Raw genomic sequence first — 15,129 nt, forward strand, 5'->3', positions numbered from 1 at the left:
CCGATCCCCGCGCCGACACGTCCGACCGCACGCCGACAGGGCTTCGCCCCGGACCCCGACCAGGGAGGGTCCGGGGCGAAGCCCTGTCGGCGTGCGGCGTCAGGCGCCCTCCTGCCCGTCGCGGCGACGCCAGAAGTGGTACGCCGCGCCGATCGAGCCCACGATGAACGCGGCACCCAGAGCGATCTCCCCGGGGTCGGGGCCGTCGAGGCCGCCGCCCTCCCCGGCGTGCACGCCCTTGTCCGGCGGAGGGGGCAGGGGGCTGTGGCTCGGGCTCGGCGCGGGACCGGGGCCGGGACGGCCCGCGATGGTCAGGCTCGTCGCCCCGCTCGTTCCGTCACAGGCGAACGACACCTGGTACACGGCGCCGGGTTTGGCGTCCCGGTCGACCACCGCCCGGGCCGAGGACCGGCCGGGTGGGATGGTGACGGTGTCGAACACCGGTGCCGAGACCGTCGCGTGCCCCTTGCAGCCGTCGCCCGCGCGGTCCACCCACAAGGTGACCTTGCCGCCCGCCGCGACGGTCGGGGGTTCGACGCCGAACCCGAACGGCGTGATGCCGCCCGCGCCGGCGGCCGGTACGCAGGAGGTGAGGGCGGTGAGGCCCAGCAGTGCGGCAGAAGCGGCACATATCGCGCGCATGGTGTGAATCTCCGGTCCCGAGGAGCAGGTGCGGACCAGTTCCGCTCACGCCTGGAATGCACCTCGATGACCGAAACGCTAGGAAGACGCGCGCGACGACGCGATCGCAGTCGCGCGAATGGGGCACGTGTGTGGGCTGCTCAGGGGAGGCGGGTGCGGCGGCCGGGCGACGGCCGTGAGGCGGGGTGCCCCCGGCCGTCGCACCCGGCCCCTGCCTCAGCCCTTCAGGTGAGGGAAGAGGGTCAGGAACGGGTCCGTCGACGCGGCGATGCCGCGGCTGTACGGTGCGTCGAAGTCCCAGATCAGGAAGAGCAGGAAGGCGATCAGGGCGGAGAACAGCCCGGCGAGGACCAGTTCGCGCGCCGTACGCCGGATCTGCAGGGCGAAGACCATGCCCACCGTGACGACGGCGCCGATGACCAGTCCGAACCACACCACGCCCGGCATGGTCGCCCCGGTCGACTCGGCGCGGGCGGTGCGCGCCTGGTCCGCCGCGGCCACCTGGTCCAGGAGCGGCTGGTAGGCCTGGGCCTCGAAGTCGGTGCGCGGCTCGTAGTCGGTGACGTCCGCGCGGACGCGGTCCAGGAGCGCGGTGCCGCGCCCGGTGACCCGGCCCTCGTCGGACATGACCTTCCACTCGGTGGTGACGACGTGCCCGACATAGGCGTTGACATCGTCCCGGATGCGGTCACGGACCTCGGGCGGATAGACCCGGACCCGTTCGGAGATCTCGTGCAGCGCCACGGCCTCCGCCTGGACGTGGTCCTGCGCGGCGCTGCGCGCCTCCCAGACGCCGGCGATGGCCAGGCCCAGGACGATGGCGTACACCACGCCGATCCACATCGTCATGTACTCGATGACGTCCGGGGTTTCGGTGGGGTCCTCGTCGTCGGACGCGGTGCGGTGCCGTACGAGGGTGATGACGACCACCACGGCACAGGCGGCCGCCATCGCGAGAGTGAGAACAAGCCATTCCGCCAAGAGGTTCCTCCAGAGGGTCGGCGCGCCGGCGTGTCAGCGCGGACGCAGCGCGGCGACGGCGATCACCGCGGGTGCCGTGATGAGCAGGACGAAGTAGAGCGGTGACGGGGAGCCACGGGTGAGCCGCCGCGGGGCCTGGGCGCGGTGGCGCGGGTAGTGCACCGGCGTCAGGGAAGGGCGGGGTGCGGGGGTCGCCGACGGTGTGGGAGTGGGGGTGGGCGATGGGGTGGGAGTGGGGCGAGGGGGCTCGGGCTCCGGGAGCCGACGGGGTGGTGGAGGCGGAGGTTCGGGTTTCGGCGCTGCTCCTGGCGGCGGGGGTGGCGGGGGCGGCGGGGGCGGCGCCGGTTCCGGCGGGGGCGGCACCGGTTTCGGTGGGGGTGGGGGCGGCGGAGGTGGCGGAGGTGTGGGGGTGGGTGTCGGTGAAGGAGGCGGGGTGGGGGTGGGAGTCGGTACGGGGCACGGTGGGAACGTAGGCCACGAGTGGTTCCCGGTGATCGCCACCGCTCCGATGCCGCCCGGGGCGTTCGAGACATACGCGCAGGCGTCGGCCCGCGCCGCGCCGGCCGGCGCCCCGGCGAGCGCGAACGTGAGCGCCGCCAGGGCCAACAGCCGTCCGGCGGAAGCGGGGTGACTCGATTCGGGTGCATGCACGACGACAGATCATGAGGGCCGGCGTGCCGCGCCGCGTCCCGGTGCCGGCCGATTGCCCCGAAGGAGGGACATCCGGCACCCATGGCGAACCCGAGTGCGAAAAGATGCGGCCCGCCGTGCTCGTCCGTCCCCGCCGGCGCCGTACCGCGCCCGGAAGGAGATCCCCGCGCCCGCTGAACACGGCGGTGCTCCCGGTGCGTGCCCGGTGCCGCGCGATGGCGCGGCGGGGCGCCGCGAACCCGCGGCGGTGAAAGGGAGGCCGGCGGCGGAGGTGTCCTGGCGGAGCGCACCGCCCGTGGCGGGCGCCGCGGGCGGTAGCGGCACCGACGACGGCGTGCGGCCGGGGCGCCGGCGGCACCACGGCCGGCAGCCGGAACACGGGCCCGGACGCGTCCGGCGGACCGTCCCCTCCGCCGTCCCCTCCGCGTCGCGGCGGAAGGGGACGGCCCGGTGCCCTTCCCGTCGGAGCGCGGGGCACGTGCCGCAGGCAGTGACCGGGAACGGATGGTCAATTTCCGTTTCCCTCGCTCCTTTGGCGGGCGATCAGTAGCCTCTGCTCGAACACCGGATCGCCTATGCCACGGAGAGAGCGATGGAGCGTCCCGCCTGGGCCCCGCGGAGCATCGACATCACGGTGCCCAGCGTGTCCCGGATCTACGACTTCTACCTCGGCGGTTCGCACAACTTCGAGGCCGACCGGGAGGCGGCCCGCAGGGCGATGGAGCACCTGCCGGGACTGCCCAGGATCATGCGGGCCAACCGCGCCTTCCTGCGCCGCGCGGTGCGCTTCGCCGTGGACGAGGGCATCACCCAGTTCCTGGACATCGGCTCCGGCATCCCCACCTTCGGCAACGTCCACGAGGTGGCGCGGGCCGCCCGCCCCGGAGCGCGCGTGGTGTACGTCGACCACGACCCGGTGGCGGTCGCGCACAGCCGGGCGGTCCTGGAGGAGAACGGGGACGGCGAGGACGTGGACGTCGTCGCCGCGGACCTGCTCAAGCCCCAGGACATCCTCACCAGCCCCCAGGTGGAGCGGCTGATCGACCTGAATCGTCCGGTGGCGCTGCTCCTCGTTGCCATACTGCACTTCGTGGACGACGCGGACGACCCGTACCGGGCGGTGGCCGAACTGCGCGACGCGCTCGCGCCCGGCAGCCTGCTCGTCCTCACCCACGCCTCGTACGAGGGAATCCCGCTCCCGCCCGAGCGGGTGGCGGGCGCGGTGGACGTGTACAAGGACATTCACAACCCGCTGATCATGCGCTCGCGCGAGGCGATCGCGCGGTTCTTCGAGGGGTACGACATGGTGGAACCCGGCCTGGTGGCGATGCCGCACTGGCGGCCCGAGACGGCGCCCGAGGACGAGGACCCGTACGCGTTCTCCGGATTCGCGGGCGTGGGGCGTACGGCGTGAGCGCGGAACCGGACGGGCCGGAGGACAGACTGCGCCGGTTCGCGACGATCTGGAGCCGAGCGGTCTTCCCGGTGGCCACGACGTCGGCGACCCGGCCCGAGTTCGAGGCGCGACTGCTGCCGCTGGCCCGGCGGTTGAGCGAGGCCCTGCGGGCGCGGAGCTTCGACGCCGACCAGGGCCGAGCGGTCGGCGCCGCGCTCGTCGACGCGCACTGCACCGCCCCGGAGGCGCTCAGCCGGACGCTGGACTGCGTCGACGCCTACCTGGTGCTCTACTGCGGCGGCGACGGCGACCGGGAGGACCTGCGGGCCCGCTCGGCGCGGCTCCAGCACGCCATGGCCGCCGGGTACGCACAGGCGCTGCGCGACCGGACGCTGGCCGAGCAGGAGGCCATCGCGCAGGCCGCGCTGCGGGCGCAGGGCGTGGTGGCGCAGGCGCTGCACGCCAGCGAGGCCCGCTTCCGGGCCGTCTTCGAAGGTGCCGCGATAGGGATCGGCATCGCCGACCTGGACGGCAACGTCCTCCAGGTCAACCGCGCCCTGACGCGCATGTTCGGCCTGACCGAGCAAGCGCTGCGCGGCCGCAACGTCACCGAGTGGACCCATCCCGACGACGCGCCCCAGACCTGGCGGCTCTACGAGGAGCTGGTGCGCGGCGAACGGGAGCACTACCACGTCGAGAAGGCCTTCCACCGGCCTGACGGAACGGTCCTGTGGACCAATCTGACGGTCTCCCTGCTGCGCGACGCCGACGGCGCCCCCCAGTACCAGCTCGCCCTCATGGAGGACACCACCGAGCGGCGGCTGCTCAACCTGCGGCTGCGCTACGAGGCCACGCACGACGCCCTGACCGGCCTGCCCAACCGCAGCTTCTTCTTCGAACGCCTCGAGAAGGCCCTCAACGCCGGCCAGGGCCAGCGCTTCGGCCTGTGCTACCTCGACCTGGACGGCTTCAAGACGGTCAACGACAGCCTCGGCCACGCGGTCGGCGACCGGCTGCTGGTGGAGGTCGCCGACCGGCTCCAGGCCTGCGCCACCGCGCCCGGTGAGATGGTCGCCCGGCTCGGCGGCGACGAGTTCGTGGCGCTGACCACCGGCCCCGACACCCGCCGGGCGGTCGACGAACTCGCCACGCGCATCATGAACGCGCTGCTCGCCCCGGTCAGCGTCGACGGGCGGGAGCTGACCGTGCGCGGCAGCATCGGCATCGTCGAGGGCCCGGCGGGGGAGCGCAGCCCGGCGGAGGTGCTGCGCAGCGCCGACATCACCATGTACCGGGCGAAGTCGGCGGGCGGCAACCGGTTCGAGCTGGCCGACCCGGAGGCCGACGCCCGCGCCATCACCCGGCACGGGCTGACCACCGCCCTGCCGACGGCGCTGGAGAGGAGCGAGTTCTTCATCGAGTACCAGCCGCTGGTGCACCTCGGCGACAGCAGCGTGCGCGGCGCCGAGGCCCTGGTGCGCTGGCTGCACCCGCAGCACGGCGTGCTCGGCCCCGACCGGTTCATCCAGCTCGCCGAGCGCACCGGGCTGATCGTGCCGCTGGGCCGCTGGGTGCTGGAGCAGGCGGTGCGGCAGGCCCGGCAGTGGCGCGAGACGTGTGGCGGCGACCCCGTGTCCGCCCCGCCGCGCATCAACGTCAACCTCTCGCCCCGCCAGCTGACCGACCCCGGCCTGGTCCGCGACACCGTCGAGATCCTGGAGCGGGCGGGCGTCGAGCCCGACGCGCTGTGCCTGGAGGTGACGGAGTCGGCGCTGATCGGCGCGGACGACGACCTGCTCAAGCCGCTGCGCCGGCTGGCGGACATGGGCGTCGACATCGCCCTGGACGACTTCGGCACCGGCTACTCCAACCTCGCCAACCTGCGCCGCCTGCCGGTGAGCGTCCTCAAGCTGGACCGTTCCTTCACCCGGGGCATGCAGCAGTTCCCCGCCGACCCCGTCGACCTGAAGATCGTTGAGGGGATCGTCTCGCTGGCGCACAGCCTGAACCTCGCGGTCACAGTGGAGGGCGTGGAGACCGGCGCCCAGGCCGAGCAGCTGCGGATCCTGGGTTGCGACACGGCCCAGGGCTGGTACTACGCACGCCCGGGCCCGCCGGAGCGGCTGCACGAGCTGGCACTGGTGGACGCCACGGGGTGAAGCCGGCGTCCTGTCTGCCGTGCCGGGGCGGCATGCCGCCCCGGCACGGCAGACAGGACGGCCGGTCAGCTCGGCGGATCGAGCGAGAACACGACCCGCTTGCCGGTGCTGTAGTTCGCCCGTTCGTTGATGCCCCACAGCCGCTTTGCGGACGGCGACCACGACAGGTTCTGGGTCAGTGGCGGCGCGTACGTGAGTACATGGGGTTCGCCGTTCGGCCGGGCCCAGTGGATGCAGTACGGGACGTCCGCGTTGTCGCTCCCCGCGTACTCGGGGCACTCACCGCTGAAGTAATAGTGCTCCCCGTCGAACGCCGCCCCCTGGACGCGCCAGACGGGCACGCGGAAGGCCTCCTGCGCCTGCACGGTTCCCGTGCTGTTGGACGCCGTGTCCGTCTCCAGCAAGCCGTTGTCGGACAGGGGCCAGCGGACCACGGGTCGGCCGCCGTGTGCGCCGAACTCCGAGGTGATCAGCCCGTCCTCGCCGCTGCGGTCCAGGCTCAGCGACGTCAGACACGGTGCGCTGTCCGTGCAGGCGGCGCCCGGAGCGCCGTTGTGATAGAGGCCGATCATCGGCAAGGCGTAGTTGTGGTACCGCGCCGAGGAGACGCTGCCCCGGATGCCGACCGACTCGGAGGAGTTGTCGCTCATCTTCCACAGGTGCCGCAGGTCGTACACCTGTATCTGGTGGCCGGTCGCCAGGAAGAGCTTGTTGCCGTACCAGGCGATGCCGTCCGCGTGCGCCCCGGGCGCGGGCGAGCGGGTGGTGGCAGGGTCGCCCACCGCGCGGAAGTTGGCCGAGGAACCGCTGCCGTAGGTGTCGACGAGGAGGACGTGGTTGTAGATGGGCGGATGGCCCGGGCTGTTGTCGACCACGGTGATGCGGGCGAACGTGTTGCCGGTGTAGTGCCAGGAGGCGATGTAGACGTACTTGCCGAGCCAGGTTCCCGCGGGCGAGGCGTCGTGGGAGCCGGTGATGCCCTGCGGTGTCCACTCGGAGGAGGTGTCGTCGGCCTTGTTCCAGCAGAAACCGTCGATGGAGTAGGCCGTGTCGAGGTTCGTGGGGTGGCAAAGGCCCTTGCTGCCGGTGTGGCCACGCCCGTCGAGGAGCGGGCCGAGGGCGTCCTCGCCCGGTTCGTAGTAGCTGGTGACCTTGCCGCTGGCCTCGATGTCGGCTATCGCGTCCCACCGGCTCTGGAAGTCGTCCGAGGTCAGCTTCATCGCGGACGCGTCCATCGGCGTCAACGGCGTCGCGGCTGCCGCTGGTCGGGGTACCGCCACCAGGAGGGCCACGGCGCCCAGCGCCGCCGCCGCGGCGGCTGCCGCCCGGCCGGACCAGGTCCGACCCAAGCTTGTGAATCTTGACATTGCTTGATCATACGGATCGGTCGTCACCGCTCCAGCAGCATCCGCTGCAGTTCCCGCGCCGCCCGCGGCGGAGCCACGTCGCTGCGGTGGGCCAGCGCGATCGTCCGGTGCAGTCCGGGCCGGGCCAGCGGCGTCACCCGCAGGCCGCGCCCGGACCGCGCGGCCACCATCCGCGGCACGACGGCGACGCCCAGCCCCGCCCGGACGAAGCCCAGCACCGCGTCCATCTCGCCGCCCTCGACCGCGAAGTCCGGCTCGAACCCCTCCGCGCGGCACGCCGCCACGGTCAGCTCCCGCAGGTCGTAGCCGTGCCGGAACATCACCAGACGCTCGCCCTCCAGGTCGGCGACGCGCACGGTGCGCCGCCCGCCGCCGGGCCGGGGCGCCTCCGGGGACGACACCACCACCAGGTCCTCCCGCAGCAGCTCCACCGTCGTCAGCGCCGGCGACGGGGTGGGCAGCGGCAGGACGACCAGCGCGAGGTCGAGCGCACCGCGCGCCAGCTCCCGCACCAGATCGTGCGAGCCGCCCTCCTCGATCAGCAGCCGGATGCCGGGGTACCGGTCGTGGAAGGCGCGCAGCACGTCCGGCAGCAGGCCCGTGCACAGGCTCGGGGTGGCGCCCAGCCGCACCCGGCCGCCGCGCAGCTGCACCAGCTCCTGCACCTCGTGCCGGGCCGTGTCCGCGTCGGCCAGGATGCGCCGCGCCAGCGGCAGCAGCGCCTCCCCGGCGTCGGTCAGCGTGATGTTGCCGCGGGCGCGCAGGAACAGGTCCGCGCCCAGCTCCCGCTCCAGTGCCTTGATCTGCTGGGACAGCGACGGCTGGGCGACGTGGACCAGCTCGGCGGCCCGGGTGAAGTGCCGGGTCTCGGCGACCGCCACGAAGTACTGGAGCTGCTGGAACTGCACTCCACCATCATAGGCAGCTCCTATCGAATCAAGCCATACCATGTCTTGGACCGATGGCCCCTGCGCCCTCTAGCGTCTTGTGCCATGGCTCTGGCAACGCGGACGGACCGACGGTCGTCCATGGCACGCACCGTGTGGGACTCGACCGTCGGCAAGAAGACGGTGATGGCGGTCAGCGGCCTCGTCATGCTGCTGTACCTGGTCGCCCACATGATCGGAAACCTGAAGATCTTCTTCGGGGCGGGCGAGTTCAACCACTACGCGCACTGGCTGCGCACCGTCGGCGAGCCCTTCATGCACTACGAGTGGACGCTGTGGCTCATCCGCGTCGTCCTGGTCGTGGCCGTCGTCGCGCACGCCGTCTGCGCGTACCAGCTCAGCCGGCGCGACATCAAGGCGCGGCCCAGCAAGTACGTCCACAAGAAGCCGCGCGCCAGCTACGCCACGCGCACCATGCGCTGGGGCGGCGTCATCCTCGGCCTGTTCATCGTCTGGCACATCCTGGACCTGACCACCGGAACCGCGCACCCGGGCGGCTTCGAGACGGGCAAGCCCTACCAGAACGTCGTGGACACCTTCTCCACCTGGTACGGCAACGTCGTCTACATCGTCGCGATGCTCGCCCTCGGGCTGCACATCCGGCACGGCTTCTGGAGCGCCGCCCAGACCCTCGGCGCCGGCAGCCGCACCCGCGACCGCGCCCTGAAGTCCGTTGCCAACGTCCTCGCGCTGCTGCTCACGGCCGGCTTCATCGCCGTACCCGTGGGCGTCATGACCGGAGTGGTGAGCTGAAGATGACCTCCTACGCCGACTACACGACCGGTGCGCCGGTCGTCGACACCAAGGCACCCGCCGGGCCGATCAACGAGCGCTGGGACAAGCGCCGCTTCGAGGCCAAGCTGGTCAACCCCGCCAACCGGCGCAAGCACACCGTGATCGTGGTGGGCACCGGCCTCGCGGGCGGCTCGGCCGGCGCGACCCTCGCCGAACAGGGCTACAAGGTCATCCAGTTCTGCTACCAGGACTCCCCGCGCCGCGCCCACTCCATCGCCGCGCAAGGAGGCATCAACGCGGCGAAGAACTACCGCAACGACGGCGACTCGATCCACCGCCTGTTCTACGACACCGTCAAGGGCGGCGACTTCCGCGCCCGCGAGTCCAACGTCCACCGGCTCGCGCAGATCTCCGTCGAGATCATCGACCAGTGCGTGGCGCAGGGCGTCCCCTTCGCGCGTGAGTACGGCGGCCTGCTCGACACCCGCTCCTTCGGCGGCGTGCAGGTGTCCCGCACCTTCTACGCCCGCGGCCAGACGGGCCAGCAGTTGCTGCTGGGCGCCTACCAGGCGCTGTCCCGGCAGATCGCGGCCGGGAACATCGAGATGCATCCGCGCACCGAGATGCTCGACCTGATCGTCGTCGACGGGCGGGCGCGCGGCATCGTGGCCCGGGACCTGATCACCGGGAAGATCTCCACCTACTTCGCGGACGCCGTCGTCCTCGCCTCCGGCGGCTACGGCAACGTCTTCTACCTGTCGACGAACGCGATGAACTCCAACGCGACCGCGATCTGGCGGGCGCACCGGCGCGGCGCGTACTTCGCCAACCCCTGCTTCACGCAGATCCACCCCACCTGCATCCCGCGCACCGGCGACCACCAGTCCAAGCTGACGCTGATGAGCGAGTCGCTGCGCAATGACGGCCGGATCTGGGTGCCCAAGGCCAAGGGCGACACCCGCCCGCCGAACGAGATCCCCGAGGACGAGCGCGACTACTACCTGGAGCGCATCTACCCCTCCTTCGGCAACCTCGTGCCCCGCGACATCGCCTCCCGCGCCGCGAAGAACGTCTGCGACGAGGGCCGCGGCGTCGGCCCCGGCGGGCAGGGCGTCTACCTCGACTTCGCGGACGCCATCAAGCGGATGGGCCGCAAGAAGGTCGAGGAGAAGTACGGCAACCTCTTCGACATGTACGAGCGGATCACCGCGGAGAACCCCTACGAGGTCCCCATGCGGATCTACCCCGCGGTGCACTACACGATGGGCGGCCTGTGGGTCGACTACGACCTGCAGACCACCGTGCCGGGCCTGTTCGCGATCGGCGAGGCCAACTTCTCCGACCACGGCGCCAACCGGCTCGGCGCCTCCGCCCTGATGCAGGGCCTGGCCGACGGCTACTTCGTGCTGCCGGCCACCATCAACGACTACCTGGCCCGCAACCCGCACAAGGACGAGGTCGGCGACGGCCACCCGGCGGTCCGGGAGGTGCTGGCCGAGACCGAGAACCGGCTCGACCACCTGCTGTCCGTCGACGGCGACCGCACCCCGGACTCCTTCCACCGCGAACTGGGCGAACTCATGTGGGAGTTCTGCGGCATGGCCCGTACCGACTCCGGCCTGCGCAAGGCACTGGAGCGCATCCCGCAGATCCGCGAGGAGTTCTGGCGGCGCGTCAAGGTCCCCGGCACCGGCGAGGAGCTCAACCAGTCGCTGGAGAAGGCCAACCGCATCGTCGACTACCTGGAGCTCGCCGAGCTGATGTGCCTCGACGCGCTGCACCGCACCGAGTCCTGCGGAGGTCACTTCCGCGAGGAGTCCCAGACCCCGGACGGCGAGGCCGCCCGCAAGGACGACGAGTTCGCCTACGCCGCCGCCTGGGAGTTCACCGGCACCGGCGAGGCCCCCGTCCTGCACAAGGAAGACCTGGTCTTCGAGTACGTCCACCCCACCCAGCGGAGCTACGCATGAAGCTCACCCTGCGCGTCTGGCGGCAGAAGAACGCCGACGCCGAAGGCACCATGTCCACGTACGAGGTGGACGGCATCTCGCCCGACATGTCGTTCCTGGAGATGCTCGACACCCTCAACGAGGAGCTCATCCTCAAGGGCGAGGACCCGGTCGCCTTCGACCACGACTGCCGCGAGGGCATCTGCGGTGCCTGCTCGCTCGTCATCAACGGCGACGCGCACGGCCCCGAGCGCACCACCACCTGCCAGCTGCACATGCGGTCCTTCAAGGACGGCGACACCATCGACATCGAGCCGTGGCGGGCCGCCGCCTTCCCGGTCGTGAAGGACCTGGTCGTCGACCGTTCCGCCTTCGACCGGATCATCCAGGCCGGCGGATACATCACCGCCCCCACCGGCTCCGCCCCCGAAGCCCACGCCACGCCGGTGCCCAAGCCGGACGCCGACTACGCCTTCGAGCACGCCGAGTGCATCGGCTGCGGCGCCTGCGTCGCCGCCTGCCCCAACGGCGCGGCGATGCTGTTCACCTCCGCGAAGGTCAACCACCTCAACGTCCTGCCGCAGGGCGCGCCCGAGCGCGAGACCCGTGTGCTGGACATGGTGGCCCAGATGGACGAGGAGGGCTTCGGCGGCTGCACCCTCGCCGGGGAGTGCGCCACCGCCTGCCCCAAGGGCATCCCGCTCACCTCCATCACGAACATGAACCGGGAGTGGCTCCGGGCGACGCGGAAGGCGGCCAAGCGCTGAGGGCCGTCGTCCGAATCGGACGACGGAGGGGCGGCGTCGCCGGCCGGCGCCGGTGAGCGGGGCCCGGCGCGTGCGGCCGCGAGGCGGAGGAGGAAGCCGGCGCGGGCGTCGGCGGGTGACGCGGCGCGGGCGCGGGCCGGACCCCGCGCCCGCGCCGCGAACCGAACGACAACCCCGGACGCGCCGGCCGAAGTGGTGGGGACGAGCGTTCGCCGGCAGGGTGCGGACGGGCGGGACCGGGAGTGGTGCTCATACCCGGTCCCGCCAGGCACCCGCACACCGGACCCGCCCGGATCCGCCCGGCCCGCCCCGCCTTCCGGGCCCCACTCCGTTCAACAACCCCACACCCGCGCTCCCGGCCAGGGTCACGCACACGCCAACCGGCGTCGGAAGAACAGGAGCGGCAGACCGCACCGGTGTGCCGCCGCCGTCCCCGACCCGTGACCTGGAGACCGCCATGACCGGCACACTGGCCGTCGACCGTCCCGCGCAGCCCGCGGCACCTCCCCGCTACACCGTCGGACTCGCCCGCGACGAGGAGGACGTCCGCGCCGCGCAGCGCCTGCGGCACGACGTCTTCGCCGGGGAGATGGGCGCCCTGCTCGCCACGCCGCAGCCGGGGTACGACATCGATCCGTTCGACGCGTACTGCGACCACCTGCTCGTCCGCGACACGACCACCGGCCAGGTCGTCGGCACCTACCGGCTGCTGCCGCCGGAGCGCGCCGCGGTCGCCGGACGCCTCTACGCGGAGGGCGAGTTCGACCTCGCCGCCCTGGACCCGGTCCGGGCGGGACTGGTCGAGGTGGGCCGGTCCTGCGTCCACCCCGATCACCGCGACGGCGCCGTCATCGGGCTCATCTGGGCCGGTATGGCCCGCTACATGGCCGATCGCGGCCACGCGTGGCTCGCCGGCTGCTGCTCCCTCCCGCTCGCCGACGGCGGCGCCCTGGCCTCCGCCACCTGGCACCGGATACGGGACAGGCACCTGGCGCCGGACGAGTACCGCGTACGCCCCCTGCTGCCCTGGACCCCGCAGGCCGTGCCGCCCGCCGCGCCGGCCGGCCTGCCGCCCCTCCTGCGCGGTTACCTCCGCCTCGGCGCCTGGGTCTGCGGCGAGCCCGCCCACGACCCCGACTTCGGCGTCGCCGACCTGTACGTGCTGCTGCCGATGGACCGGATCCACCCGCGCTACCTGCGCCACTTCCTCTCCCTCGTCCCGGCCTGATGAGCCCCTGGCTGCCGAGCGCGCCCTGCACACCGCGGTCGTGCGTGGAGCGGACCGGCACCGCGGCGGCCGTCCCCCGGGCCGTCCTGCGGCTCGCGGCGGTCACCGCCCTGCTCCTCGCCGGGATCGCGCTGTCGCCGCTCGGCGCGCGTGTTCCCGCCCGGCTGGTGCGGGGGTGGTGCCGGTGGATCGTGCGGGCCGCGGGCGTCCGGGTCCGCGTCCGCGGTGGTGCCGCGCCCGCGGGCGGACTGCTCCTCGTCGCCCACCACGTCTCCTGGCTCGACGTCCCGCTGCTGGCCGCCGTCCGCCCGGCCCGGACGCTGGCCAAGGCGGAGATCCGGCGGTGGCCGGTGGCCGGGCCGCTGGCCGCGCGCGGTGCCCTGTTCATCGAACGGGACCGGCTGCGGGCCCTGCCGGACACGGTGGCCCGCGTCGCGGACGCTCTCCGCCGCGGTCGGGCGATCGCCGCCTTCCCCGAGGGCAGCACCTGGTGCGGCCGGGCCCACGGTCCCTTCCGGCGGGCCGTCTTCCAGGCCGCCCTCGACGCCGGGGTCGCCGTGCAGCCGGTGCGCATCGGGTACCGCACCCGCGCGGGAGCGGTGAGCACGGTGCCCGCGTTCGTCGGTGAGGACACCCTCCTCACGTCCTTGTGGCGGGTGGCCTCGGCGTCCGGCCTGGTGGCCGAGGTGGAGGTGTGCCCGGCGATCGCGCCGGGCCGTCATCCCGACCGCCGCGCCCTGGCGGAGGCGGCCCAGCGGATGCTCGGCCGCCCCGCCGGGCCGGAGAGCACGGGGTGATCCCCGCAGCCGGGTCCGGCTCCCGCGCGGCAGCGCGCCCGACGGGCGCCCCTCGACGCCGGCGGGTTCCCCCGCCGGCGGTCCGCCGCCCCGGCCGGCCGTTCTCCCGCGGGGCGGGACGGAGCGGGCGTCCCGCGGCCCGCCCCGGGTGCGGGAGCGCGAGGTCAGGCGGGCGCGGGGGACGGCCGCCCCGGCCCGCGGGCGATCGCGGCCAGCCGCCGGTAGGAGTCCAGCAGCGCCTCGCGGTCGTAGGTGCTGGTCGTCACGAGGACCTCCTGCGCGCCCGTCTCCTTCAGCACGCCCTCCAGCTCGTCGGCGACCTGCTCCGCCGTCCCGGCGATGTGCCCGGCGAGCCCGGACTCGTAGAAGCCGCGCTCCTTGTCCGTCATGGCGCGCGCCTCGACGCGCTCGGCGGGCGGCAGCGGGGGGAAGGTGCCGTGGGTGCGGGAGTACGCCATCGACCACGCCTCCGGCATCAGCAGCCGCCGCGCCTGATCGGGGGTGCCGGCGACGGCGACGGTGCCGGAGACGACGACGTAGGGCTCGCTCGCCCAGGGGGAGGGCCGGAAGCGGGCGCGGTAGTGGTCGATGCCGCGCAGCATCCTCTCCCGGTCGCGCAGGTCGCCGATGACCATGGGCAGGCCCGCCCGGGCGGCGATGGCCGCGCCCTCTCCCATGGCCAGCACGAACGGCGGCACGGTCAGCCCCTCCGACGGGCGCGCGTGCACGCCGGTGGGGGAGGTGCCGCGGAACCAGCCGAGCAGTTCCGCCAGTTGCCCCTCGAAGTCCTCCGCGTCGCCCTTGTCGCGGCCCAGCGCCTTGCGCACCCCGTCGGTGAAGCCCACCGAGCGGCCGATCCCCATGTCGATCCGCCCCGGGAAGAGGGACTCCAGCACCCCGAACTGCTCGGCCACCACGAGCGGCCGGTGGTTGGGCAGCATCACGCCGCCGGTGCCGACGCGCAGGGTGCGCGTCGCGGCGGCCACGGCGGCGGCCAGCACGGTCGGTGCCGAACCGGCCACCCCGGGCACGCCGTGGTGCTCCGAGACCCAGAACCGGTGGTAGCCGAGGCCCTCCAGCTCCCGCGCCAGCCGTACGGTGTCACGCAGTGCCTCGGCGGGCGTGTGGCCCTCGCGGGTGCGGGAGCGGTCGAGGACGGAGAAGCGGGTCCGGGCGATCAGGGATTCCACACGGGGTTCAACGTCTGACGGGCCGCCGCATTCCCGCCGCCCCCGGCCGGGGGCGGGGTGGCCCCGCCCGCCCGGACCCCCGGGGAGGGCGGTGACGGGCGGCCGGCCGGGTCGGTCGGGGCGATCGTGCGGCGTCCGGTCAGTCCCCGGGACGCAGCAGACCGCGCTCGTACGCCTTCACCAGGCGCTGCGGCACGAGGTGGCGGACGCCGTCGACGGTGACCGGCACCAGCGTGGGCGTGGCGGCCTTCCACCGGGCGCGGCGGTGACGGGTGTTGCTGCGGGACATCTTCCGCTTCGGGACAGCCATGGGACTCCTT

General features: G+C 73.2%; 14 protein-coding genes. 7 read left to right on the forward strand and 7 right to left on the reverse strand.

From position 1 onward, the window contains the following. Positions 1-99 precede the first annotated feature (99 nt). From ACSU6Z_RS26690 to ACSU6Z_RS26700, 3 genes are all read right to left on the reverse strand, one after another. On the reverse strand, positions 100-642 hold the full coding sequence (locus tag ACSU6Z_RS26690; RefSeq protein WP_437049418.1) for a hypothetical protein: 543 nt from the start codon (positions 640-642) through the stop codon (positions 100-102). 216 nt (positions 643-858) lie between these two features. Next, positions 859-1,623 carry a DUF4239 domain-containing protein gene (locus ACSU6Z_RS26695; protein ID WP_437049419.1) on the reverse strand — a complete coding sequence of 255 codons (765 nt, stop codon included), beginning with the start codon at positions 1,621-1,623 and terminating at the stop codon, positions 859-861. 33 nt (positions 1,624-1,656) lie between these two features. Next, a complete protein-coding gene (locus ACSU6Z_RS26700; protein ID WP_437049420.1) occupies positions 1,657-1,785 on the reverse strand; it encodes a hypothetical protein in 129 nt (42 codons plus the stop codon). Between the two features lie 1,081 nt (positions 1,786-2,866). On the opposite strand from ACSU6Z_RS26700, the gene ACSU6Z_RS26705 reads away from it, so the two are divergent. Together ACSU6Z_RS26705 and ACSU6Z_RS26710 are read left to right on the forward strand one after the other, a co-directional pair. Next, positions 2,867-3,688: an SAM-dependent methyltransferase gene (locus ACSU6Z_RS26705; protein ID WP_437049422.1), complete on the forward strand. Its 822-nt coding sequence runs from the start codon at positions 2,867-2,869 to the stop codon at positions 3,686-3,688. Continuing rightward, positions 3,685-5,829 carry a putative bifunctional diguanylate cyclase/phosphodiesterase gene (locus ACSU6Z_RS26710; protein ID WP_437049423.1) on the forward strand — a complete coding sequence of 715 codons (2,145 nt, stop codon included), beginning with the start codon at positions 3,685-3,687 and terminating at the stop codon, positions 5,827-5,829. Before ACSU6Z_RS26705 ends, ACSU6Z_RS26710 begins: the two co-directional genes overlap by 4 nt. A 65-nt stretch (positions 5,830-5,894) precedes the next feature. Here ACSU6Z_RS26710 and ACSU6Z_RS26715 read toward each other — a convergent pair whose 3' ends face one another. Together ACSU6Z_RS26715 and ACSU6Z_RS26720 are read right to left on the reverse strand one after the other, a co-directional pair. Beyond that, complete coding sequence (locus tag ACSU6Z_RS26715) at positions 5,895-7,049, reverse strand: hypothetical protein (protein WP_437049425.1); 1,155 nt, start codon at positions 7,047-7,049, stop codon at positions 5,895-5,897. Positions 7,050-7,219: 170 nt separating this feature from the next. Beyond that, positions 7,220-8,104 carry a LysR family transcriptional regulator gene (locus tag ACSU6Z_RS26720; protein ID WP_437013946.1) on the reverse strand — a complete coding sequence of 295 codons (885 nt, stop codon included), beginning with the start codon at positions 8,102-8,104 and terminating at the stop codon, positions 7,220-7,222. A gap of 120 nt (positions 8,105-8,224) precedes the next feature. Here ACSU6Z_RS26720 and ACSU6Z_RS26725 point away from each other — a divergent pair, with 120 nt between their 5' ends. From ACSU6Z_RS26725 to ACSU6Z_RS26745, 5 genes are all read left to right on the forward strand, one after another. Continuing rightward, the gene (locus tag ACSU6Z_RS26725) at positions 8,225-8,896 is read left to right on the forward strand and encodes a succinate dehydrogenase (RefSeq protein ID WP_437049427.1); all 672 of its coding nucleotides are present in this window, start codon (positions 8,225-8,227) and stop codon (positions 8,894-8,896) included. A gap of 2 nt (positions 8,897-8,898) precedes the next feature. Next, complete coding sequence (locus ACSU6Z_RS26730) at positions 8,899-10,848, forward strand: fumarate reductase/succinate dehydrogenase flavoprotein subunit (protein WP_437049429.1); 1,950 nt, start codon at positions 8,899-8,901, stop codon at positions 10,846-10,848. Then, positions 10,845-11,594 (forward strand): succinate dehydrogenase/fumarate reductase iron-sulfur subunit, encoded by a 750-nt coding sequence (locus ACSU6Z_RS26735; RefSeq protein WP_437013942.1) that lies wholly within the window; start codon positions 10,845-10,847, stop codon positions 11,592-11,594. The genes ACSU6Z_RS26730 and ACSU6Z_RS26735 overlap by 4 nt, the downstream gene beginning before the upstream one ends. Positions 11,595-12,051: 457 nt before the next feature. Continuing rightward, the gene (locus tag ACSU6Z_RS26740) at positions 12,052-12,822 is read left to right on the forward strand and encodes a GNAT family N-acetyltransferase (RefSeq protein WP_437049431.1); all 771 of its coding nucleotides are present in this window, start codon (positions 12,052-12,054) and stop codon (positions 12,820-12,822) included. After that, entirely contained in the window at positions 12,822-13,619 is a 798-nt protein-coding gene (locus tag ACSU6Z_RS26745; RefSeq protein ID WP_437049433.1) for a lysophospholipid acyltransferase family protein, read from the forward strand. The genes ACSU6Z_RS26740 and ACSU6Z_RS26745 overlap by 1 nt, the downstream gene beginning before the upstream one ends. 164 nt (positions 13,620-13,783) lie before the next feature. Here the strand turns inward: ACSU6Z_RS26745 and ACSU6Z_RS26750 are convergent, their stop codons facing one another. Both ACSU6Z_RS26750 and rpmF read right to left on the reverse strand, forming a co-directional pair. After that, positions 13,784-14,809 carry an LLM class flavin-dependent oxidoreductase gene (locus tag ACSU6Z_RS26750; RefSeq protein WP_437049435.1) on the reverse strand — a complete coding sequence of 342 codons (1,026 nt, stop codon included), beginning with the start codon at positions 14,807-14,809 and terminating at the stop codon, positions 13,784-13,786. Positions 14,810-14,948: 139 nt separating this feature from the next. Beyond that, a complete protein-coding gene (rpmF, locus tag ACSU6Z_RS26755) occupies positions 14,949-15,119 on the reverse strand; it encodes a 50S ribosomal protein L32 (RefSeq protein WP_437049437.1) in 171 nt (56 codons plus the stop codon). Between the last annotated feature and the right edge of the window lie 10 nt (positions 15,120-15,129).

It is taken from the genome of Streptomyces sp. enrichment culture (assembly GCF_964273145.1).
Lineage (GTDB): Bacteria > Actinomycetota > Actinomycetes > Streptomycetales > Streptomycetaceae > Streptomyces.